Genomic DNA, 22,982 nt, shown 5'->3' on the forward strand with positions numbered 1-22,982 from the left:
CCACCGGCCTGAACGCAGGCGGCGTACTCGGTTTTCAGGCAATCAGGCGCGCAGCTGGATGTGCTGGTCCATGCGACTCTGCAGGCGGTACAGGTAGGCGAAACCCTGTTCCCAGCGCTGATGCCCGGACTTGACGTTGATATGTCCAGCACCCGCCAGGATGCCCGCTTCGGCCCCCCAGTCGCGGGCCAGTTGCAAGGCCCGTGGGGCGCTGGCGGCTGGGTCGTTGTCCGAGCCCACCACTTGGCTGGGGAACGGCAACAGGTGCTTGGGGATCGGTGCAAAGTTGCGCAGTGCTGGTGAGCAGGCTGGCCGTTCGACATCCGCTGGCGCCACCAGCAAAGCGCCACGGACCTTGCGCAGCGAAACCAGCGACGCGTTGGCCGACCAGTGTGCAACCGTCACGCATCCCAGGCTGTGGGCAATGAGAATCACCGGATCGGCGCTGGCATTCACAGCCCGGTCCAGCGCCGCCACCCAGTCTTCACACCGAGGCGTGAGCCAATCGTCCTGCTCGACCCGCGCGCTGTTGGGCAGGCTTCGTTGCCAGTGGCTTTGCCAATGGTCATCGGGCGAGCCCTGCCAGCCTGGCACGATCAGATAGCGGATCGACTCATTGCGCATGGGATGCGCCTCCTGCAAACGTTGCGTTGGAGGCCAGTATAGGGAAAGGATTTATACGCGTTAAGGAATAAGAAGCTATTTGGTAATAACCAAACATTCCATTAATGCGCCACATCAAACCCGGACGCGGCTCGCGCCGCTGCTACAGGTGTGCGCGATCTCCTGTAGCAGCGGCGCGAGCCGCGTCGGCGGCACATGCGGTACGTCTGACGCGCCGCGGCTACAGGCCTGACGCCTTCTGCCACACCTTGGGCTTGAAGAACAACGTCTCGCCGCGCGCCAGACCACTCAGGCTGTCATGGTCCTTGACCACTTCCGCCTCAATCAGATCGCTCTGCCCTTCGACCTTCAACGTCACCCGCGTGGTCGCGCCCAAGGGGCGGATGTCACGCACCTCGGCAGCATGATGGTCCTCCAACTCATGGCGCGACAGCGACACCTCGTGCGGACGAAACAGCACATGCTCCTCACCGCCCAATTGCAGACGGTTGGAATCACCCAGAAAGTGATACACGAAATCGCTGGCCGGATTCTCGTACACATCGCCCGGCGAGCCGATCTGTTCGATGACACCCTTGTTCATCACCACGATGCGATCGGCCACTTCCATGGCCTCCTCCTGGTCATGGGTAACGAAGACCGACGTCAGGTTGATGTCCTCGTGCAGACGAGCCAACCAGCGGCGCAGCTCCTTGCGCACCTTGGCGTCGAGAGCACCGAAAGGTTCGTCCAGCAGCAACACCTTGGGCTCGACCGCCAGCGCCCGGGCCAGGGCGATGCGCTGGCGCTGGCCACCGGACAACTGCTCGGGATAGCGATCGTGCAACCAGTCCAGCTGCACCATGTTCAACAGCTCATGCACCTTCTGCGCAATCACCGTTTCCGTCGGCCGCTCGCGCTTGGGCTTCATGCGCAAGCCGAAGGCCACGTTGTCGAACACCGTCATGTGTCGGAACAACGCGTAGTGCTGGAACACGAAACCGACGTTGCGATCCCGCACATCATGGCCGGACACGTCCTCGCCATGGAACACGATGTTGCCCTGATCGGGGGTTTCCAGCCCGGCGATAATGCGCAGCAAGGTGGTCTTGCCGCACCCGGACGGGCCCAGCAAGGCCACCAGCTCGCCACTCTGGATGTCCAGATTGATGGAGTCCAGAGCCTGGAAGGCATTGAAACGCTTGCTGACGTTACGAACTTCGATCGACATTAATCATTCCTCCGCGGCGCTGTTGCGCAGGCGGTCAATACGGGACTCGCTCCACTGCTTGAGCAGCAGGATGAAGAGCGCCAGGATCAGCAACAGGCTCGCAACGGCAAAGGCGGCGACGTGGTTGTATTCGTTGTAGAGGATCTCCACGTGCAGCGGCAGAGTGTTGGTCACGCCACGGATGTGGCCGGACACCACCGACACGGCACCGAACTCACCCATCGCCCGCGCGGTACACAGCACCACGCCGTAGATCAGCCCCCACTTGATGTTCGGCACAGTGACGTGCCAGAACATCTGCCAACCGTTCGCGCCCAGCAGGCGCGCCGCCTCCTCTTCCTGCGTGCCCTGCTCCTGCATCAGCGGGATCAGCTCACGGGCCACGAACGGCACGGTGACGAAGATCGTCGCCAGCACGATGCCGGGCAAGGCGAACACGATCTGGATGTCATGGTCCTGCAGCCACGGCCCCAACAGACCCTGGGCGCCGAACATCAGCACGTAGACCAGACCGGCGATGACCGGCGATACCGAGAACGGCAGATCGATCAGGGTGACCAGGATGCTCTTGCCGCGGAACGAATACTTGCTCACGCACCACGCGGCGCTGACGCCGAAGACCAGATTCAGCGGCACCGAGATGAGCACGGCGAACACGGTCAGCTTGAGCGCCGACAATGCATCGGGCTCGAAGATGGCGGCAAAGAATGTCCCCAGGCCTTGCTTCAGGCCCTGGGATACGACGATGAGCAACGGCAACAACAGAAACACGGCGAAGATCAGCCAACCCAGGGCGATCAACACCCGCCGCGAAGTGGCGCTGCCACGTCGGGCCGCATTGGTGGAGGCAGCAATGGAAGATGCAGACATGTGCGGAGCCTCCTTCAAGGGGTTTCGATGCGCCGCTGCAACAGATTGATCAGCAGCAGCAGAATGAAGGAAACCACCAGCATCATCACGCCGATGGCCGTGGCGCCGGTGTAGTCGTATTGGTCCAGCTTGACCATGATCAGCAGCGGCAGGATCTCGGTCTTCATCGGCATGTTGCCGGCAATGAAGATGACCGAGCCGTACTCACCCACGCCTCGGGCGAAGGCCAGGGCGAAACCGGTCAGCCAAGCGGGCAACAGCGCCGGTGCCAGGATGAAGCGGAACACCTGCAAGGGCTTGGCACCCAGGCAGGCCGCAGCTTCCTCGACCTCACGCGGAATGTCGGCCAGCACCGGTTGCACCGTGCGCACCACGAACGGCAAGGTGACGAAGGTCAATGCGAGGGTGATCCCCAGCGGTGTGTAGGCGATCTTGAAGCCCAGATCGGCAGCGAACTGCCCGACCAGACCATTGGGCGCGTACAACGCTGTCAGGGCAATGCCTGCCACGGCCGTGGGCAGGGCGAACGGCAGGTCGATCATCGCATCGATGATCTTGCGTCCGGGGAAGGTGTAGCGCACCAGCACCCAGGCCAGCAGCGTGCCGATCACACCGTTGATGATGGCCGCGCACAACGCCGTGCCGAAACTGAGTTTCAACGCAGCAAGAACGCGGGGTGCCGTGACGATGGTCCAGAACTGTTCCCAGGTCAGCTGCGCGGCATGCACGAACATGGCGGCCAGGGGGATCAGCACAATCAGGCTGAGGTACACGACGGTGTAGCCCAGCGTCAGCCCGAAGCCGGGTATGACGGGGGAGATACGACGCGACATAGAAGTCCTTGATGAATACGGTTTACGCAATCGGGCCTCTTCGCGGGCAGAACCCCGCTCCCACAAGGTCAACGGTGACCTGTGGGAGCGGGGGCTCTGCCCGCGAAGAGGCCAGCCGCCTCAACACATGTCTATAACTTATTGAGCCTGATAAATCTGGTCGAATACCCCACCGTCATTGAAGAATTTGGGCTGCGCCGTTTTCCACCCGCCAAAATCCTTATCGATAGTGACCAGATTCAACGCCGGAAATTGCTTCGCGTACTTGGCCGCCACGTCCTTGTCGCGCGGACGATAGAAGTTCTTCGCCGCGATTTCCTGACCAGCCGGGCTGTACAGGTGCTTGAGGTAAGCCTCGGCGATTTCCTCCTTGCCTTTCTTCTTCGCGTTCTTGTCGACCACCGCCACCGGCGGCTCGGCGAGGATGGACAGCGAAGGCACGACGATGTCGAACTTGTCCGCGCCGCCATCTTCCTTCAGTGCCAGGAACGCTTCGTTTTCCCAGGCCAGCAGCACATCGCCCTGGCCGTTATTGACGAAGGTAATGGTCGAACCGCGCGCACCGGTGTCGAGGATCGGTACATGCTTGAACAGCGTCTGCACGTATTCCTTGGCCTTGGCCTCATCGCCACCACCGGCTTTCAGGCCATAGGCCCAGGCGGCCAGGAAATTCCAGCGGGCACCACCAGAGGTTTTCGGATTGGGGGTGATCACCGAGACATCGTTCTTGATCAAATCGCCCCAGTCCTTAATGCCCTTGGGGTTGCCCTTGCGCACCAGGAACACGATGGTCGAGGTGTACGGCGTGCTCGCATCCGGCAGGCGGGTCTGCCAGTTCTCCGGAAGCGATTTACCCAGCTTGCTGATCTCGTCGATGTCGCCCGCCAGCGCCAGGGTCACCACATCGGCGGGCAGACCATCGATCACCGCCCGGCCCTGCTTGCCCGAACCGCCATGGGACTGCTTGATCGACACGTTGTCGCCGGCGTGTTCTTTCTTCCAGAAATTGACGAACTCAGCGTTGTATTCCTGATACAGCTCACGTGTCGGATCGTAGGACACGTTGAGCAGCTCGTAGTCCTTGGCGACTGCGGAACCGGCAAATACGGCGCTGGCGAGGGCTGCCAAGGCATAACGGCGGATAGACATGGACGAAGCTCCTGGAATGGCGGGTGTTTTTCTTATGACTGATACGCAGGGCGCGTATTCAGCTGGGCTTGTTGCCCGGGTTCTGCAAACGAAATTTTTCCTTGCGCTCGATCTGCACGACCTGAGCGTTGTGAACGGTGATCTCCACCGCACCGAAACGCAGGTCGCGCAGCGCGCTCTGAATTTCCCGCAGAATGGTGGCTTCGTCCTGTCCTTCTACGCTGCGTAGCGATGCGCTCATGATCATGCTCCTGGGTAAGGGGGTGCCAAGGTGGCGTGAGCGCGATATTAGAGAGGTCCTATTATTCTTAAAAATACTGTTTAAGAATTTTCATATAACCAAACGTGTTTTTGGCCATTCACCGCGGTTGCCATGTCAGCGCACTGGCCTCCACAGGGCGACCGAACCAGTAGCCCTGGGCAAGTCCGCACCCATGTTCCAGCAGAAACCAGGCCTGGTCAGCCTGCTCGATACCCTCGGCATGCACCTGCATGCCCATGCTGCGGGCCAAGGCGATGATCGCCGTGGTGATTGCCACATCGTCCTCGTCACCCGGCAGGCCGGCAACGAAACCCTGGTCGATCTTGAGCTTGTGCACCGGCAGGCGCTTGAGCCTGAGCAGGGATGAATAACCGGTGCCAAAATCGTCGATCGCCAACTGCAGGCCCAGGTCGCGCAGGTGATGCAACTGCTCGAGGGCACGGTCCGGATCATCCATCACCGCACTTTCGGTGACTTCCAGCTCCAGGTGCGCAGGCGCCAGTTGCGTCTCGGCCAGAACCTTCTCGACCTGCCGGCAGAGATCATGGTGGCTGAACAGACGGCTGGAGATGTTCACCGCCACGAAATCCAGTGCCTTGCCCTCGGTCTGCCACTGGCGCATCTGCCGACAGGCGGTGGCCAGCACCCAGGTGTCGATCTCGGCGATCAGACCACTGCGCTCGGCGATGGGTATGAACTGTCCCGGCGGCACCAGCCCGCGCTCCGGATGCTGCCAGCGCACCAGCGCTTCAACCCCGACCATGGCGGTGTCGCGCAGTGCATGCACCGGCTGGTAATGCACGCACAGCTGACCATCCGCCAAAGCCTGCCGCAGTTCAGCGGTCACTTCGATGTGCTGCTGGGCCCGCGCGGTCAGCTCTTCGGTGTACAAGGCATAGCTCGAACGACCCCGCGCCTTGGCCTGGAACAGCGCCGAATCGGCATTGCGTAACAGTTGTTCGGCGCCTTGGGCATCGTCGGGAAACACGCTGATGCCCATGCTGGCGCTGATGAACAAGGTGTGGCCATCGATGACGAAAGGTGCTCGCATGCCTTCAAGCAGTGCCTGCCCCAGCGCCGTCGCCTGACCGCTGCGCAACTCGCCTTCCACCAGCACGGCGAACTCATCCCCTCCCAGGCGGGCCAGGGTTACTTCTTCGCCCAGCCCCGACTGCAGCCGCTCGACCACCGCCATCAACAACCGGTCACCCACGCCATGGCCGAAGCTGTCGTTGACGTTCTGGAAGTGATCGAGGTCGATCAACAGCAAGGCGCAGTTGCGGTGCGCAAGCCTGGCCGTGTTCAACGCGTGCTCGGCGCGGCGGCTGAACAGCAGGCGGTTGGGCAGCCCGGTCAATGGGTCGTGCTGTGCCAGATGGGCCAGCTCGCGCTGTGAATGCCTGATCGCGCTGATGTCGGAGAACACCGCCACGTAGTGGCTCAGCATTCCCCGATCATCGCGGACGGCGCGGATGGTCTGCCACTGAGGATAGATGTCACCACTCTTGCGACGGTTCCAGATCTCGCCGCTCCACTGACCGTGCTCGGCCAGCGTGCCGAACATCTGTTCATAGAAGGCCGGCGGGTGCTGCCCGGACTTGAACCTGCTCGGGTTCTGCCCCAGCACTTCGTGCTCCTCGTACCCGGTGATCGCCATGAAGGCACGATTGACCTGCTGGATGCGCCCTGCGGTATCGGTCACCAGTACGCCATCGGCGGTGCAGTCGAAGACCGCTGCCGCCAGGCGTCGGCTTTCGCGATTGGCCTGGCGCGCACGCTGCCAGGCGAAGGCAAAGGCACTGCCCAGCAGCCACACAGCGCAAGTGGCCAGATGAAGCTCCCATCCGGCCAGCGAGGCGCCGAAAAGGCCGTTGGACAATCGATCGCACAATAGAAGCCACAACACGCAGGCAATCAGGTAAATCACAACGGCGCGCGTTGTAACCCGAGATAAAACGGACATAGGGTCAATCGGCCCACATAAAATGTGTATCAATTATAGAATAGAAACATTCAGCGACTCTTCTTCAAAAGAGCGACTGGCTTTCTCTGATAGCTTGTCGATAATGCGCTGCACGCATTACCCACCCAACCGAGGGCCCTCCCGCCTATGTGGTACAACGGTTTTCTCGATCTGTCCGCCTGGCAAGTGGTGGCAGTCACGTTGTTGCTGACCCATGTCACCATTGTCGGTGTCACTGTCTATCTGCACCGCTATTCTGCCCACCGCTCCCTGGAACTCAACGCCGGGCTCAAGCACTTCTTCCGTTTCTGGCTCTGGCTCACCACTGCCCAGAACACCCGCGAGTGGACCGCTATCCACCGCAAGCACCACGCCAAATGCGAAACCGTCGACGACCCGCACAGCCCCGTCATCAAGGGCCTGGGCACCGTCATGCGCACCGGCGCCGAGCTCTATCGTAAAGAAGCTGAAAACCCCGACACCTTGCGCATCTATGGCAAGAACTGTCCCGAAGACTGGATCGAGCGCAACCTGTACTCACGCTTTCGCCTGAGCGGCGTGGTGCTGATGCTGGTCATCGATCTGCTGCTGTTCGGCGCCCTGGGCCTGACGGTCTGGGCCGTGCAGATGATGTGGATTCCGTTCTGGGCCGCCGGCGTCATCAACGGCCTGGGTCATGCCGTGGGCTACCGCAACTTCGAATGCCGCGACGCGGCCACCAACCTGGTGCCCTGGGGCATCATCGTCGGCGGCGAAGAGCTGCACAACAACCACCACACCTACCCCAACTCGGCCAAGCTGTCGGTCAAGAAATGGGAATTCGACATGGGTTGGGCCTGGATCAAGCTGTTCACCTGGCTGCGCCTGGCCAAGGTGCAGCGTGTGGCCCCGATCGCCCACCGCGTGGAAGGCAAGGGCCAGCTCGACATGGACACCGCCATGGCGATTCTGAACAACCGCTTCCAGATCATGGCGCAGTACCGCAAGCTGGTCATCGCCCCCCTCGTGCAACAGGAACTGAGCAAGGTCGACGAATCGGTACGCCACCAATTTCGCCGCGCCAAGCGCCTGCTGTCCCGTGAAACCAGCCTGCTGGACGAGGGTCATCATCTGCATATCCAGACGATGCTCGAACACAGCCACCCCTTGAAAGTCATCTACGAAAAGCGCCTGGCCCTGCAACAGATCTGGGCGCGCACCAGTTCCAACGGGCATGATATGCTGGCCGCCATCAAGGATTGGATCCAAGAAGCGGAAGCCAGTGGTATCCACTCGTTGCGCGACTTTGCGACCCAGCTCAAGACCTATTCGTTGAGGCCTGCGGTAGCCTGAGCCGTTTATCGGTACGCCCCGGCCCCGGGGCGTACCGTCGGAACTTCATCACAGTTTTCCGCTCTCAGACTCATAGCGCTACCGCCTGGGGTCATGCCTGGGCCGCGCCTTTGTCGCGCATCCGTTCGCAGTAATCCCAACGCCTCTGAGATGCCGTGATGATGGTCAATAAAAAATTACCTTCTACACCCGTCAAGCCCTTACCCGAAGCTGCCGAAACCTTACTCGCCTTGATGCATGCCCAAGGTGAAGTCGCGCGGTTGAAAGAGCGCGAACAGCTATTCAGCTCGCTGTTGGTCAGCGTCAACGCGGTACTCTGGGCGTTCGATTGGGAAACGCAGCAGATGATCTACGTCAGCCCTGCCTACGAGCGGATCTTCGGTCGCTCGGTGGGGTTGTTGCTGGCCGACTACAACGAATGGCGCGACAGCATCTACCCCGACGATCTCGACTACGCCGACCGTAGCCTCGCCGAGGTTCTCGACAAGGGCGCCGTCGAAGATCGCGAATACCGCATCATCAGCGCCGACGGTCAGATCCGCTGGCTCAGCGACAAATGCTTCGTCAGCCACCAGGCAGATCCCGGTCAGCGCGTCATTGTGGTGGGCATCGCCGAGGACATCACCGAAAAGAAGCACCTGGAAGGCGAGCTCCAGCGCCTCGCCACCACTGACGTGCTGACCCAGAGCAGCAACCGCCGACACTTCTTCGAGTGCGCCCACCGCGAGTTCGAACAGTCCCGCCTCAACGACACACCGATGGCCTTCCTGCTGCTGGATATCGATGACTTCAAGATGATCAACGATACCTACGGTCACCAGGAGGGCGACCATGTGCTGCAACGCATTGCCGAAACCGGCCGCGCGGTGTTGCGCCGTGGTGACCTGTTCGGGCGCATCGGCGGCGAAGAGTTTGCCGCGGTGTTCCCAGGCTGCGCCCCGGACATGGCCATGCAGATCGCCGAGCGCCTGCAACGCGAGATCCAACGGATGAGCTTCAACCATAACGGCAAGAGCTACGGCGTCACCGTGAGCCAAGGCCTGACCAGCATCCAGCCCCAGGACGAAATGCTCGACTCACTCTTCTCGCGCTCCGACGCCGCCATGTACCAGGCCAAGCGCCAGGGCAAGAATCAGATCGTGCCCGCCTAGGTCACCGCATCAGCGAATCATCGGCGCCCCTCGCCACCAGTTCAGTTGCGATACCCCTATCCTGAGTAGCCTCGGTTTTGCTTTGAGCGATTTGGGTGAAATTTTCATCTGATGAAAGTATTGAAGCATTGGTCGGCATTCTTATTATTGATAATCTCCCGCCAGTAAAGTCTCCGCCCAACGACACCGGGACCCGGGTACATTTTCGTATGCTCTATCGGAGACCTGGAATAAGAGGAAGCGATGGCGTGCACTACCATCGCTTCGCGTGTTACTTAACTATATGATCGATTTCAAGTTCAGTCCTGACCCAAAAATCCCTTAGAATCAATGCTAGATCCTGAATCGGAGATACTTCCATAGGATGGTGCGCAGGGTTTACAGATCCAATATTGGCTTTTCGCATCTTTTCTGCTAGGGCGGTTACCGATGCCGCATTGATCGAGAAATTGTTGACAACGATCGAGGACAACTGAGCAGAGGGTTGCAAAAACCAATTCTTAACTGTAATACTGTCTTCATTCTGAGAAAACTTGATAACGAGATCATTTAGGCTTTGTATAAAAATGATATCAAGGTAGCTGAAGCCTGTGATGCTTAAAGTATCGCGATTTGGCGATTGCTCGCTTGAGTTATCAATTACATCACTTCCATCGCCTTTGGTGTATAAATAGGTATCGTTACCACCGCCGCCAAAGAGAAAATCATTCCCTCTTCTACCTTTTATAGTATCATCACCCCCACCTGCCTCGATATGGTCTGCATACGAAGAACCTTGGATGTTCTCCCCGTGCATTGCCATGGACTGGTAATAGTTCCCTGAAAGCGTACTATTTTCGTCCAATAAGTTGATGATTTCAGACCTCGTTACTTCCTCGCCCGAAGAACCGCTAAAAATCTCCACTGTATCTGACCTAAGGAAAAAGTCTTTTACAGTAGCGGTATCAATGCCATCATGATCGACATCTAGAACCAGATCACTTCCTTCGCGCACTGCAGCAGCCATCAAATCTTGCCGTGAATGAGTGTTCCTCATGACCAGCGTATCCAGCTCGCCACTTGTATCATCAACCGTGATATTACCCCCGCCCGAGTATCCGTACATATCACTGCCACGACCACCCTTCATTATGTCGTCACCCGAAACCCCATATAGTTGATCATTACCCATTCCGCCCAGCAATACGTCGTTCTGGGGAGTACCAAACAAGACATCATTTATAGGATCCACAACAGCTTGCCCAGCGATTGCTTCGATAGCATGGGTAGTCCCTCCAAGTGTTAGCCATCTGAACGCGGGAGTGCGATCAAAAAAATGATTCAGAAGTCTAATGCTTTTCTCAGGATATGATCTAATACGAATAAGCAGATCAAAATCGGATCTATGAAATGTGATTCGTTCGGACGCGATTTCGGGATCTATAACCAGTTTGTCTTGGCGAGTGTCATCGGCGGAAATCACTATATTGCCAGCATCTTCGCGATAGAAATATACATTCTGTTGCTCTTCAACATTGGCGTAGCCGCCTTCAGCTTCTATAACAGTGGCAACTGCATCCTCTTTGCTGAAAAAAGAATTTAGTCCAGACTCATCTATTGAAAGCTCTTCTTCTGGTAGGCTAATAAATGAGTCAAGCTCTCCAAGCGTGACAGCATCTTCCTCCAAGTGAATGATCGGAGCCACACTCGGCTCAATAGATGCCATAGCAATAATTTCGTATATTTGCTCGGTTTTCCATTCAGTGCCATCTTCAAAAGTAACGCAAGCTAGACCCCTACCATTATCGTAGAAATAATTCGCAATAAGTACAGAGCCACCCGATCTACTCACATTCAATAAAAGATCATCATACCGACGCACAAGCGTTATATCAGTGGGGACGATACCCTTTCCAAACCGGAGAATGTCAGCCGTTTTCCCAGGTCGATCTTTAGTTGCAATAGATATTACATCATCTCCATCACCCCGATTGAATAGATAGACATCAGACCCTTTACCGCCAGCAAGATAGTCGTCACCGCCACCTCCAGCAAGAAAATCGTCTCCGCCATAACCGTAGATTTTTTCCGAGCCGGAGCCTCCACTCAATACATCATCTTCAGGCCCACCGTTCAGGACCGCATTCGGATTTAGACCATACGTATGGGAAATTTCAATAGCATGTAATGCGATAGTGATTTCTGGTTCGTCACATGGGTACTCCCTTAAACTCTGGATTATCTGAGTTCCCAGTTGCCCTATGCTCATCAATGTCTTGGTGAAGTCGACAATGCTTTCTCTAGATCGAACAGGATCAAGATCGTATTCGGCTTTCAGCAGATCAAATACAGCTTTTGTATCTACAATACGGTCGCCTTCCTCACTCGCAAAACTGACGGCGGTAAGCTTGCTACCATATTCGGTCTGTAGCATCAGTCTGGAATATACAAGGTTGGATAGGTCATCGAATGCGCTTGCCAGAATTGCAGCGGAAGGGCCATGAGGATTCGCATCCAACTGACCCCAACACCAGATGCCGAGATAATCTCGGCCAAGCATCACTTCCAGTGATTCCAGTATCCGCGCGTCTCCTATTGCGTTGCCAGCACCCCGTGTGGAGGAGCGTTTAGTGGGATTCTCATCATAAACCCCTGCCCATGCATAGATGATACTCGGCAATAGCGCTAGCCGCTCGGAACGAGTTCCGCTGATGAAGTCTTCGATAAATTTCTTCAGTCGCCCGCTGCTATCGACTGCCATAGTTTGATGGAGTGAAAGTGCATTGCCAATACCGTCGATGTTTGGAAGGTTTCTAATCTCCACGGGTATATGCACATCAACAGCACTTAGGCTCTTAGAAGCATCCACTCTAAACCACACATCGTTCATCTGGTGTGACGCGCCCTCAGTATTTACGTAACTTCCGCTTACATGCTTATTTAAGTGAATATCAACGAACCTTCCACCGCTCGCGGTTTTCAGCGATTTTACGCCCACCTCGTTTAAACAGGTCAACTCGCGATCATCTACCGCCGCATTGCTATTAGCGTCGATCCACACAGCCAAGTCCGCAAAAGCTGGATCCTCTACATCAATTTGGCCGTCATTGTTGACGTCTAGCTCTCGCAACGCGTCAAACCCGTCGAAGGCGCGACTACCATCAGCTTTGATCGTATAGTTTCCGAATAGCTCAGCACCGGTCTTGATCATCCCGTCACTGTCCAAGTCATGGACCAATATTCCGTCTTCGGGGCCAACCCAGCCCGTATGTTCAGCAAAGCCATTTCCATCGTGATCAAAGTAGACTTTCGAATCCAGCCCAATGGTACTGACGCCGTTGCCATCCAGGTCTAACACCAGAGGACTTCTCGTGGCCTGGGCCTCATCAAACTCTTCGTTGAAATATTTCAATGTATCTTCAGGAAGACACATCAAAGGCCATGGATCGAAAACCTTCATCAAGTCGCTAAGATCACCAAAGTTAATTTTCGTAATGTCAGTAGCAACGATCAACGGCATGAGTTGACCGGCGAGCACGGCAATTTCACCTTTGATTACTCCATTCTCAACTTTGGTGGTCCACTTTTCAAAGCTTTCACCTCTAGTTGTGAATTGTAGTTGCTGCGAGAGATATTGGTCGCGCCAAGCTTCTCGAGTGATACTTTCCATTTTTGGCAAGAACAGATTTGACTTATCGAGGCCGTTAGTACGGTTGCCCCACATTGCCATTTCTGCAACCAGCGTCAGATTCAATGCTGAAGGATCTAGGTCGCCTGGCCCAGCCGGGTGCAGCGCTGCTGTTTCAAGGGCAGAGTCAACATACTGCATGACCAAGTTCAGTCTTTCTCCATCAGCCCTATCTATGATCAACTGCTGGTTTTGTAAGGCCTCGTCGATCAGCCTGCGGTCTATGGAAGAGATCTTTGCAGAGTTTGTAGAGTTAACCGTCCTAGTATACAGAGAGTCTGCTCGCTTCTGAGTCAACATCCCCTGTGCCACTTGAGCATCGAGAATTTCTTTTAAAACAATTTTTGCATTGCGATTGGTCTTTGTATCATGTTGAAACGCACCGTAGGTCAATCCACTTTTACCTGTAGAGTAGCTAGACACGTATGGGCTGCCTGTGGAGATCTCGCCAAAACGTACCGCCGCCTCGACAAATGCTGTTAATTGTTCTCTCTGAAAAGACATGTTCACCTCCTTGATTCATACCTTAGATCATGGTTTACTTTTCCATGGAACGACGGAGAATAACCACTCAAGGAGTTACACATGAAACAATTATTTATACTTATCCAGCTCATACTGCTTTCCACTGCAGCTATTGGAGGCAGTGAGTCAGAGCTCGAATTTCCGCCAGCGAACTCGGTTTTGATGACAGTAGATCCGGAAGACTGGAAATCTGTAACGCAAGAATTCAGAGATATTGCACTATGGAACAAAAGTACTACCAAAATACAATCATGTGACAGCCTTTATACTTTGCCTGTATCAGTATCGCGCGAAGGCAATGTTAGCCTTGGCGGTATATGCACCATTGCCGGGTCTGGCCAAAAAGTATTCATATGTGTAGACCGCATGCTCGGCCGCTTCGAGGTATTCCCAGAATTTCAGCGTGACCTGCCCTGGATCGCTCAGAAAATATTCGACCATTGCTGGGGTGGTTGATCCCCCATCTCTCTCGATCGCCGCCAAGGCCCCGGGTCGATAGAGGTCTTTATCCATGTCCCGGCGTAGTTCAGCAGATCAGCGAATCATCGGCGCCCCTCGCCACCAGTTCAGCTGCGACACCCCTATCTTGAGTAACCGTGCGGGTTTGCCTTGAGCGATTTGGGTGACATCTTCATCTGCCCCCAGCGACGCCATTTGCGCCGCAACATTCACAATCAACTTTTCCCTCGAGTAGACGCCTCCGCCCAATTGATAGGCTGCGGCGATCAACTCTCGCAGTTCAAGCGGCAACCGCCAGCGTCGGCGCAGTTCCGATCCATAAGGCGCGCTGAAAGTACGCAGCACCTGGGTGATCCGGACTTCGTCGAGCTCGCCGCCCGCCAGTTGCCATTCCTGCAACACCCGCAGCAACGCCAGGTCACCCAGGCAGTGCAACAAACCTGCGCAGTGGCAAAACCACTCATCCAGCTGCTGCTGACGCGCAATGCTGCGGGCGAATTCCGCGGTATGGGCCGAGCGATTCCAGCAGACCTCGGCCCGCTCCAGCAACAGTGGGTCGGTCAGGTAAACGCCAGGTTTGGAGGCCAGGGCCAGCAACAGATTTCTGCTCTGTGTGACACCCAAGGCGTACAGTGCCTGCTGCAGCGTCAATACCGGCGACGCACCTGGTTTCGCGGCGCTGTTGGCCGCGCTGATCAGCACTGCCGTGACCTGCGGATCACTGCGCAGGTTGGCTTCCAATACCTTCATATCTCCCGATGCGCGAATCACGGCCGCCTGCACATCACACAACAAAGGGCCGCCGTCGCACTCCAGGCGCCGACGCTCGACATAGTGGTCCAACGTAGTACCTGCAGCGATCTGTGGAGCCCGCTGCGCTCCAGCATCTCCCGAGTTTGGCAGCAAGGTCAGCAGACGCGCTTTCAAACCTGCCATATCCACAGGCTTGGTCAGGTACGCCGTCGGCGCCAACGGCAGCACTTCACGCACACTGGCACTGTCGCCGCGCTCGCTCAGCAGAATAAAGGGCAAGGTCGCCAGGCGAGGGCTTTTGCGTACGCCGCGCAACAGATCGAGACCGCTGATACCCGGCAGCTCGCGTGTGGCGATCACCAGATCCGGTAGCTCACGCAGATGCTCCAACGCGTCAGGCCCCGTCGCGCACATCTGCAGGCGCGCATCGCCCCGTACGGCCAGCAGCATTTGGGACAGCAGATCACGCATCCAGGGGTCGGAATCGGCGATCAACACACGAGGGGGCATGCTGGCAACAGCATTCATAGGCGCACTCCATGAGCCAGAGGTGAAGGCCGGGTCAGGGCCGTGATGCGTGAGTACCGACAGTATGACGTGTCGGTAGTGCAGAACGATGGATCCAGCAAAGGGTTTTTAGCGCATGCCGCGCCTTGCTGCAAACGGCCTGTTGAAGAATCACGGGCTTGGTAAAGCACCGGCTCAGCTTGATATTCGTAGCGCGACCTTCAGCGTGCTGCGCCCTCGGAAAAACTCGGAAACCGTTGTTTACGTGCAGACATGATGGCGTCGTTGATTACCTTATTTCAAAGACAATCCCGACTGGATCGCTCGTGCCATCCTCGATCAGTGCATAGCCAGCCAAAATAAAACCACCCCATAAAAAAACCCGCCGAAGCGGGTTTTCTATCAAACGATCACATCACTCAAGCCAGTTCAGCGAAACACTCTTCGATGATGGCCAAGCCTTTGTTCAACTGCTCGTCTGGCGCGGTCAGCGGGACCAGGATGCGCAGGACGTTTCCGTAAGTACCGCACGACAGCAGGATCAGGCCCTTGTCGCGCGCCTTGGCCACGACCTGGGCCACTGCTGCGGCGTTCGGCTTGTGGGTGTCGCCGCCTTCGAACAGCTCGACGGCAATCATCGCGCCAAGCGCACGCACATCGCCGATGACCGGGTACTTGGACTGGATGGCACGCAGGCCTGCTACCAGGTGCTCGCCAACGGCCTTGCTGCGATCGAGCAGGTTTTCTTCCTCGAACACTTCCATCACGGCCAGTGCCGCGGCGCAGGCGATCGGGCTGCCGGCGTAGGTGCCGCCCAGGCCACCTGGTGCGATGGCATCCATGTACTCGGCCTTGCCGCACACACCGGCGAGCGGGAAGCCGCCAGCGATGGATTTGGCGAAGGTGGTCAGGTCGGGCGCAACGCCCATCTGCTCCATGGCGAAGAACGTGCCGGTACGGCCTGCGCCGGTCTGCACTTCGTCAGCGATCAAGAGGATGCCGTGCTGATCGCACAGGGCGCGCAGACGCTGCATGAAAGCCTTGGGCGCGACATAGAAGCCGCCCTCGCCCTGCACCGGCTCCAGAATGATCGCGGCAATGTCGCGGGCTTCGGCGTCGTTCTTGAAGATGCGCTCGATGCTGGCGATGGAGTCGTCGACGCTCACGCCATGCAATTCGCAGGGGTACAGCGCACGGAACACACCGCCGGGCATCAGGCCCATGCCGGCCGAGTACGGCACGACCTTGCCGGTCAGGCCCAGGGTCATCATGGTGCGACCGTGGTAGGCGCCGGTGAAGGCGATGACACCAGCGCGGCCGGTGGCGGCACGCGCGATCTTGATCGCGTTTTCCACGGCTTCGGAGCCTGTGGTCACCAGCAGGGTCTTCTTGTCGAAGTCGCCCGGTACCTTGGCGTTGATCTTCTCGCAGACCTCAACGTACGGCTCGTACGCCAGCACCTGGAAGCAGGTGTGGGTCAGCTTGTGCAATTGCGCCTGTACGGCGGCGATCACCTTGGGGTGAACGTGGCCGGTATTGAGCACCGCGATACCGCCGGCAAAGTCGATGAACTCGCGGCCTTCGACGTCGGTGACCGTGGCATTCTGCGCCGACTCAGCGAAGATCGGGTGAATCTGGCCCACGCCGCGCGGGACGGCTGCCTGGCGGCGTTGCATCAGGGATTCGTTGGTCTTGCTCATGAAATTCCTCATTCGCCGCTCATCGGTCGGCGTGATTCAAGGATTGAGCGGCCGGTGAGTACCGCAGCAGCATACGATGATCGACTGCTGCGGACGCCGGCCGCCAAGGGTATCTGCGCGGTGGGTTACACCGAAATGCAGAGGTATTTGATTTCCAGATAGTCTTCGATGCCGTACTTGGAGCCTTCACGGCCCAGGCCCGAAGCCTTGATGCCGCCGAACGGCGCCACTTCGTTGCTGATCAGACCGGTGTTGATACCGACCATGCCGTATTCCAGCGCTTCGGCGACACGGAACACCCGGCTCATGTCGCGGGCATAGAAGTACGACGCCAGGCCGAACTCGGTGTCGTTGGACATGGCGATCACTTCGGCCTCGTCCTGGAAGCGGAACAGCGGCGCCAGCGGGCCGAAGGTTTCTTCCTTGGCCACGGCGGCGTCCTTGGAGACGTTGACCAATACGGTCGGCTCGAAGAAGTTGCCCTGCAGTGCGTTGCCGCCGGTCAGCACGGTTGCGCCCTTGCCCACGGCATCGGCAATGTGTTCCTTGACCTTGGCCACGGCCTTGTCGTCGATCAGCGGGCCCGTGGTGGTGCCCTCTTCCAGACCGTTGCCGATCTTGAGCTTGCCCACCGCCACCTTCAGCTTCTCGGCGAACGCGTCATACACGCCGTCCTGCACATAGATGCGGTTGGCGCACACGCAGGTCTGGCCGTTGTTGCGGTACTTGGAAATGATCGCGCCCTCGACCGCCTTGTCCAGGTCAGCATCGTCGAACACGATGAAAGGCGCGTTGCCGCCCAGTTCCAGCGAGACCTTCTTGATGTCCTTGGCGCATTCGGCCATCAACTGGCGACCGATCTCGGTCGAGCCGGTGAAGCTCAGCTTGCGCACGATCGGGTTGCTGGTCAGCTCACTGCCGATGTCGCCGGCGCTGCCGGTCACAACGCTGAACACACCCTTGGGAATGCCTGCGCGTTCGGCCAGCTCAGCCAGCGCCAGTGCCGAGAACGGCGTCTGCGAGGCAGGCTTGAGCACCATGGTGCAGCCCGCAGCCAGCGCCGGGCCCGCTTTGCGGGTGATCATCGCGGCCGGGAAATTCCACGGGGTGATGGCGGCGGTCACGCCGATTGGCTGCTTGATCACGATCAGACGCTTGTCTGGCTGGTGGCCGGGAATGGTGTCGCCGTAGACGCGCTTGGCTTCTTCGGCAAACCACTCGATGAAAGACGCGGCGTAGGTGATCTCACCCTTGGCCTCGGCCAATGGCTTGCCCTGCTCCAGGGTCATGAGACGCGCGAGGTCATCCTGGTTCTCGATCATCAGTTCGAACCAGCGGCGCAGCTTGTTCGAGCGCTCCTTGGCGGTTAACGCACGCCAGGCCGGCAGCGCCTTATCGGCAGCCTCGATGGCGCGACGCGTTTCAGCGGCGCCCATTTTCGGCACGGTGCCGAGGATTTCGTTGGTAGCAGGGTTGCTGACCTTGATGGCCTGCCCACTGTCGGCGCCCAGCCACGCACCATCTATATAGGCTTGCTGGCGGAACAACGAGGTGTCTTTGAGCTGCATGTCGGCTTCCTTAACGGCGCCGTACGTGACGGCACGAATGGAGGGATGAGAAGGCGCCCGGGCTGAGGTGGAAATAGCGCATGGATGGACTCATGCGTTTCAGCGACCAGACAAGAGCGTTTGAAATCTCAAACGAATCCTAGGATCTATGGGGTGAAAGGACAATAGCCGTTCGAAAAAAAGAACGACAGGCCCCGTAAACAAGGGCTTGCCCAGCCTGTGCACCTGTCACCGTAGCAGATTACAAACGATGGGCCGGTTATCGCAATGGACGACCACCCCCGACATGGGTATCATGGCGCCCGCGTTGCACCAGTAGCTCAGCTGGATAGAGTACTGCCCTCCGAAGGCAGGGGTCGTGGGTTCGAATCCCGCCTGGTGCACCATCTTTTCCCTTCTGTAGTCCCGCACTGCGCTTCGTCGTCCGAAGCCCGTCTCCCCACTGACCTTCGCCCCATCGATCATCCATCATGATCGCTGCAGCAGCATGCCTCCTGGCACCAGCTCGCTTTGCCAACTCAACCTTTCGCTGCCCGCTGTGCATGAGCTTGGGGATACCTGTATGGGATTTAGGGGTGCGCATCATTCGAAAGAATTACCTTGAAATACTTACTTGAATAAATATCCTGAAAGCCAGTGAACTTTTTCTAAACTTCACAACATCAAAACTAGACACCTCTTTTAAAAATAGCTGTTAAAGATTTCCCGCTCCCAGCCGATGGCATTGACGCATCAATGGCATGGAGGAGCCGACTGGAAAACTAAAACATCTATTCGAGAGGCTTACATGTTTAACAATGCGTTGACCAACTTATCAGTCAGATCAAAGTTGGCACTCGGGTTCACGCTCGTGATCGTACTGACGGTCCTGATCGCCCTGACGGGCTGGCGAGGCATCGCCTCCATGAGTGAGCGCAGCGAGCGCATCACGGACATTGCCAAGCTCAGCACCCTGACCCGAGACATGCGCATAGCCCGACTGGTCTATGGCCAGAACTCTGACGACGCCAACGCCGCGACCTGGCTGAAAGCCTACGAAAATCTCGATAACCACCTTGCCTACCTCAACAGCGTATTGAACTCCGAGCTTAATATTCCTCATGTGAAAGCGGCCATGGCAGCCATGAAGGAATACAAGGATCATTACAACAGCATCATCGCTGCCACCCGCGCGCGGGAAGCCAGCAGGGATGTCTTCGGCGCTGCAGCCGATACCGCAGACGCCAAGTTGCGGCAGTTGAATGGGCGCGCCAACTCAATGGACGGTGACGCCGCGCAACGCGAAGCGGTGCAACGGGCCCTCATGCTGTTTCAAAAGATGCGTTTCGATGTGCGTGGGTACACCTACACCCTCAAACCCGAGGCTCAACAGCTGGCCGCCGCCTCGATTGCCGCAGCCTCCGATTACATGAAAAGCCTGACAAGTTCCGGCATCGACGCCTCCGCTGTCGCCAGCCTGGTGGACTCGATGAACGCCTATGGATCCGCCATCAACGGATTCTCGTCTTCGCAAGCCACTATCAATCAAGGGCAGGCGGGGATCTCGAAGAACATCGAAGTGCTGCTCGGTTCGGCCAATCAACTGGCACAGAACCAGGTAACCTTGCGCCTTGCAGACGTCGATCAAGCCAACCGCATGTTGATTCTCTGGCTCGTCGCCGCGCTTATCGCCAGCGTCCTGGCGGCCTGGATCATCACCCGAATGATCGTCATTCCACTGCGTGAAACACTGCAGCTGGCTGACCGCGTCGCCAATGGCGACCTGACCCACAATGAAGCCCCGACGCGCAAGGATGAACTTGGCCTGCTGCAAACCAGCATGCACCGCATGACCTTGAACCTGCGCCAGTTGATCGGCGGCCTGCGCGATGGCGTTACCCAGATCGCGAGCGCTGCCGAGCAGCTTTCCGCCGTGACCGAGCAGACCAGCGCCGGAGTGAACAGCCAGCGCACTGAAACCGACCAGGTCGCCACCGCCATGAACCAGATGGCTGCCACCGTGCAGGAAGTTGCCCGCAATGCCGAGCAAGCTTCGAATGCCGCCGTCAGTGCCTCCCGAGAAGTGCGCGAAGGCGATGCCGTCGTTTCCAAGGCCGTCATTCAGATCGAAACACTTGCCACCGAGGTCGGGCGCTCCAAAGTTGCAATGGACGAGCTGAAACAGGAAAGCAACAAGATCGGTGGCGTGCTCGACGTGATCAAGGCAGTGGCCGAACAGACCAACTTGCTGGCCCTCAATGCCGCCATCGAAGCCGCACGCGCCGGTGAGGCCGGACGCGGCTTCGCCGTGGTCGCCGATGAAGTCCGCAGTCTTGCCCAGCGCACTCAGACTTCGACCGAAGAAATTGCGACCCTGATCGACGGCTTGCACAGCCGAACCGCACAAGTAGCGACCACCCTGGAAAACAGCCGCCTGCTGACCGATGACAGCGTTGCCTTGACCCGTGATGCAGGTACCTCCATAGGTAACATCAGCAGATCCATCACGACCATTGAGTCGATGAACCAGCAAATAGCCGCCTCTGCCGAAGAGCAGAGCGCGGTGGCCGAGGAAATCAACCGCAGTGTGATCAACGTTCGGGACATCTCCGAGCAGACGGCTTCGGCGAGTGAGGAAACGGCATCATCCAGCGTTGAGTTGGCACGATTGGGTGTGCATCTGCAGGGGCTGATGAGTAGGTTTGTGCTGTGATGTAGGGTTTGGAAGAGCTGCGATTTTGTGAAGCCCCAAGTGGGCGCTTGGGGCTTGTTTGTGGTGGTTACTGGATTTGGGAGGGTTTGGTGCAGGCTGAGTGATTAGGCTCAGGGGTCACTTTGGCTCTAAGCGCCTGAGCCGTGCTTCCCTAACCGGTTTAGCAGCTTCTGCACGATCGAATCGAGCTTAGCGCCCACTGTGAAATGTGCCAGGGTGTTTTGAACTTCATGGTTCTCAGCCACCAAGAGAGCAAAGACGTGCTGGCCATTAGGCGCGACAGCCGTAGCTGCGAGGTCTTTGAGCTGCTCTGGCCTGCGCATTTGCCACCATCAACGAGGTGGCGGCGCAACAGTCAGGATGAGTGGCTGCTAACCAGCTCCGGGACTTGAAATGGCTTGTTCCACAGCGATGTTTTTTTCACTCTCATTAGCATCCCAGATTTGCGGATCAAACCTAAGTGCAATGTCTTGTTGGTTGAGGACGTGAGTCGAGTTCCTTTTATATTTAAATCACTAGCACTGGAGACACACCAGACTTTGTCGTCAGAACATAAAATTCCAAACCATTTAAATCCGGAAAAATCGCTAAAGACCCCTGACCTCCAAAATCAAGCACCAATACTTTTCCCTCCTCCATGAAAGCATGCCCAACTTTATGATTCACATAATTGAACAACAGCGGGGCAGTAGCAACATCCTCGCCGTGCCCCCATCGCTGTCCGCTTTTACTATTGATTTTGAAAGGGCACTAAATTAATAAGGTTACGCCATTCCCGGAAACCGGAATATGTGAACCTACCTCGATAGTAACACCTTTCAGCACTGCGAACCTTAACTCTACCAAATCTGATTCACTAATCATATTTTACTCTTAACGCTTAGGCGGCACGGTATTGGGTGGCAGTAAAACATGCGTATCTCCCCTAGCACCAGTTTCACCCGTTGCCGGGTTTATGGGCTGCCGCTATCAAGCATTCTACGTATGAGTAAATACTTTTATCACAGCGGTAGGGACGCCTCCATCTTTCGGAGTATTAGTTGCGATGATTCTGCCCACATCAATACCCCTTAAAAAACCATTTACTAGAGGAACTACCGCTGAATTAAATAGCAGGCTGTTTCGTACTTACTAAACTATTCAATCCACCTCAAAATCAGCTAGCTGAGCCTGAATCTCTGCCTCATGCTCGAACCAGTAGTCAAACCCTTCAACATCACTTTTCTTCAAGTAAAGATAATACCCGCCAGTGTTGTCATCACGGTCATCCGCAACAACAATTTCCCAGCCAGAATATTCGCCGGTGACAAAAATACCCTTCCGTGCGATAAACGTACCCATATCCTTGTCCACATAGAGAACATTTTCCGCACTGTAATGAACAGGTTCATTCCAACGCGCATATAACTATGAAATCTTGAATCGGCACATCAATAAAATCATCTTCCCCTGGGCAAAGAATATCTTGTACTCTGACGATTCCTTTTTCAAAATCTAACGCGACGTCAAAGCAATTAAACTCAAACTCCCTGCACAAAACGATTCTTGAGAGCTTCCGCTCATCCAAGGCACCTCTCAAAATAGAGCGAATACTGTCGTCCAGCTCATGGATGATAAACCGCTCCATGATTGTGCCGCCACTAATCATAACTACTCCTAACTAGTATGGGAATGCAGTTTGGATTACGCCGTTCCGTACATTTACCTTGATCTTGGA

Annotated in this window: 17 protein-coding genes, 1 tRNA gene and 1 pseudogene; 6 read left to right on the forward strand and 13 right to left on the reverse strand. The window is 56.8% G+C overall.

What is annotated here, in order from left to right; genetic code table 11:
* Positions 1 to 42 precede the first annotated feature (42 nt).
* The 7 genes from ASF66_RS16255 to dibA form a co-directional block, all read right to left on the reverse strand.
* Positions 43 to 624 carry an alpha/beta hydrolase gene (locus ASF66_RS16255; protein WP_056844568.1) on the reverse strand — a complete coding sequence of 194 codons (582 nt, stop codon included), beginning with the start codon at positions 622 to 624 and terminating at the stop codon, positions 43 to 45.
* Between the two features lie 220 nt (positions 625 to 844).
* Positions 845 to 1,834, reverse strand: a complete 990-nt coding sequence (locus ASF66_RS16260) for a sulfate/molybdate ABC transporter ATP-binding protein (RefSeq protein ID WP_049859008.1) — start codon at positions 1,832 to 1,834, stop codon at positions 845 to 847.
* Positions 1,835 to 1,837: 3 nt separating this feature from the next.
* Positions 1,838 to 2,704: a sulfate ABC transporter permease subunit CysW gene (gene cysW, locus ASF66_RS16265; RefSeq protein WP_056844569.1), complete on the reverse strand. Its 867-nt coding sequence runs from the start codon at positions 2,702 to 2,704 to the stop codon at positions 1,838 to 1,840.
* A 14-nt stretch (positions 2,705 to 2,718) separates the two neighbouring features.
* Complete coding sequence (cysT, locus tag ASF66_RS16270; RefSeq protein ID WP_056844570.1) at positions 2,719 to 3,537, reverse strand: sulfate ABC transporter permease subunit CysT; 819 nt, start codon at positions 3,535 to 3,537, stop codon at positions 2,719 to 2,721.
* Positions 3,538 to 3,675: 138 nt separating this feature from the next.
* On the reverse strand, positions 3,676 to 4,686 hold the full coding sequence (locus ASF66_RS16275) for a sulfate ABC transporter substrate-binding protein (RefSeq protein ID WP_056844571.1): 1,011 nt from the start codon (positions 4,684 to 4,686) through the stop codon (positions 3,676 to 3,678).
* 58 nt (positions 4,687 to 4,744) lie between these two features.
* Complete coding sequence (oscA, locus tag ASF66_RS16280) at positions 4,745 to 4,927, reverse strand: sulfur starvation response protein OscA (RefSeq protein ID WP_043191814.1); 183 nt, start codon at positions 4,925 to 4,927, stop codon at positions 4,745 to 4,747.
* Between the two features lie 118 nt (positions 4,928 to 5,045).
* Complete coding sequence (gene dibA, locus ASF66_RS16285; RefSeq protein WP_056844572.1) at positions 5,046 to 6,911, reverse strand: phosphodiesterase DibA; 1,866 nt, start codon at positions 6,909 to 6,911, stop codon at positions 5,046 to 5,048.
* 147 nt (positions 6,912 to 7,058) lie between these two features.
* On the opposite strand from dibA, the gene desA reads away from it, so the two are divergent.
* Together desA and ASF66_RS16295 are read left to right on the forward strand one after the other, a co-directional pair.
* Positions 7,059 to 8,243: a delta-9 fatty acid desaturase DesA gene (desA, locus tag ASF66_RS16290; RefSeq protein ID WP_049859003.1), complete on the forward strand. Its 1,185-nt coding sequence runs from the start codon at positions 7,059 to 7,061 to the stop codon at positions 8,241 to 8,243.
* A 161-nt stretch (positions 8,244 to 8,404) separates the two neighbouring features.
* Positions 8,405 to 9,394, forward strand: coding sequence for a GGDEF domain-containing protein (locus ASF66_RS16295; protein ID WP_049859012.1), 990 nt, complete (start codon positions 8,405 to 8,407; stop codon positions 9,392 to 9,394).
* Positions 9,395 to 9,665: 271 nt separating this feature from the next.
* On the opposite strand, the gene ASF66_RS16300 is transcribed toward ASF66_RS16295, so the two are convergent.
* Complete coding sequence (locus ASF66_RS16300) at positions 9,666 to 13,565, reverse strand: calcium-binding protein (RefSeq protein ID WP_056844573.1); 3,900 nt, start codon at positions 13,563 to 13,565, stop codon at positions 9,666 to 9,668.
* Positions 13,566 to 13,646: 81 nt separating this feature from the next.
* On the opposite strand from ASF66_RS16300, the gene ASF66_RS22515 reads away from it, so the two are divergent.
* Positions 13,647 to 14,042 (forward strand): hypothetical protein, encoded by a 396-nt coding sequence (locus tag ASF66_RS22515; RefSeq protein ID WP_156463205.1) that lies wholly within the window; start codon positions 13,647 to 13,649, stop codon positions 14,040 to 14,042.
* 78 nt (positions 14,043 to 14,120) lie between these two features.
* Here ASF66_RS22515 and ASF66_RS16305 read toward each other — a convergent pair whose 3' ends face one another.
* The 3 genes from ASF66_RS16305 to gabD all read right to left on the reverse strand — a co-directional run bounded on the left by ASF66_RS16305 (position 14,121) and on the right by gabD (position 18,573).
* Positions 14,121 to 15,326 carry an HDOD domain-containing protein gene (locus ASF66_RS16305; RefSeq protein WP_056844574.1) on the reverse strand — a complete coding sequence of 402 codons (1,206 nt, stop codon included), beginning with the start codon at positions 15,324 to 15,326 and terminating at the stop codon, positions 14,121 to 14,123.
* Between the two features lie 398 nt (positions 15,327 to 15,724).
* Positions 15,725 to 17,005: a 4-aminobutyrate--2-oxoglutarate transaminase gene (gene gabT / locus ASF66_RS16310; RefSeq protein ID WP_043191825.1), complete on the reverse strand. Its 1,281-nt coding sequence runs from the start codon at positions 17,003 to 17,005 to the stop codon at positions 15,725 to 15,727.
* Positions 17,006 to 17,130: 125 nt separating this feature from the next.
* A complete protein-coding gene (gabD, locus tag ASF66_RS16315) occupies positions 17,131 to 18,573 on the reverse strand; it encodes an NADP-dependent succinate-semialdehyde dehydrogenase (protein ID WP_056844575.1) in 1,443 nt (480 codons plus the stop codon).
* A 309-nt stretch (positions 18,574 to 18,882) separates the two neighbouring features.
* Between gabD and ASF66_RS16320 the strand changes: the two genes are divergently transcribed.
* From ASF66_RS16320 to ASF66_RS23305, 3 genes and pseudogenes are all read left to right on the forward strand, one after another.
* A tRNA-Arg gene (locus ASF66_RS16320) sits at positions 18,883 to 18,959 on the forward strand.
* 401 nt (positions 18,960 to 19,360) lie between these two features.
* Positions 19,361 to 20,410, forward strand: a pseudogene (locus tag ASF66_RS23300) (methyl-accepting chemotaxis protein); the annotation flags it as partial.
* Positions 20,411 to 20,551: 141 nt separating this feature from the next.
* Positions 20,552 to 21,265, forward strand: a complete 714-nt coding sequence (locus tag ASF66_RS23305; RefSeq protein ID WP_442962784.1) for a methyl-accepting chemotaxis protein — start codon at positions 20,552 to 20,554, stop codon at positions 21,263 to 21,265.
* A gap of 1,140 nt (positions 21,266 to 22,405) precedes the next feature.
* Here the strand turns inward: ASF66_RS23305 and ASF66_RS16335 are convergent.
* Complete coding sequence (locus ASF66_RS16335; protein WP_056844614.1) at positions 22,406 to 22,606, reverse strand: hypothetical protein; 201 nt, start codon at positions 22,604 to 22,606, stop codon at positions 22,406 to 22,408.
* Between the two features lie 46 nt (positions 22,607 to 22,652).
* Positions 22,653 to 22,913: a hypothetical protein gene (locus tag ASF66_RS16340; RefSeq protein WP_056844578.1), complete on the reverse strand. Its 261-nt coding sequence runs from the start codon at positions 22,911 to 22,913 to the stop codon at positions 22,653 to 22,655.
* Positions 22,914 to 22,982 lie beyond the last annotated feature (69 nt).

It is taken from the genome of Pseudomonas sp. Leaf129, from assembly GCF_001423465.1.
Classification (GTDB): domain Bacteria; phylum Pseudomonadota; class Gammaproteobacteria; order Pseudomonadales; family Pseudomonadaceae; genus Aquipseudomonas; species Aquipseudomonas coleopterorum.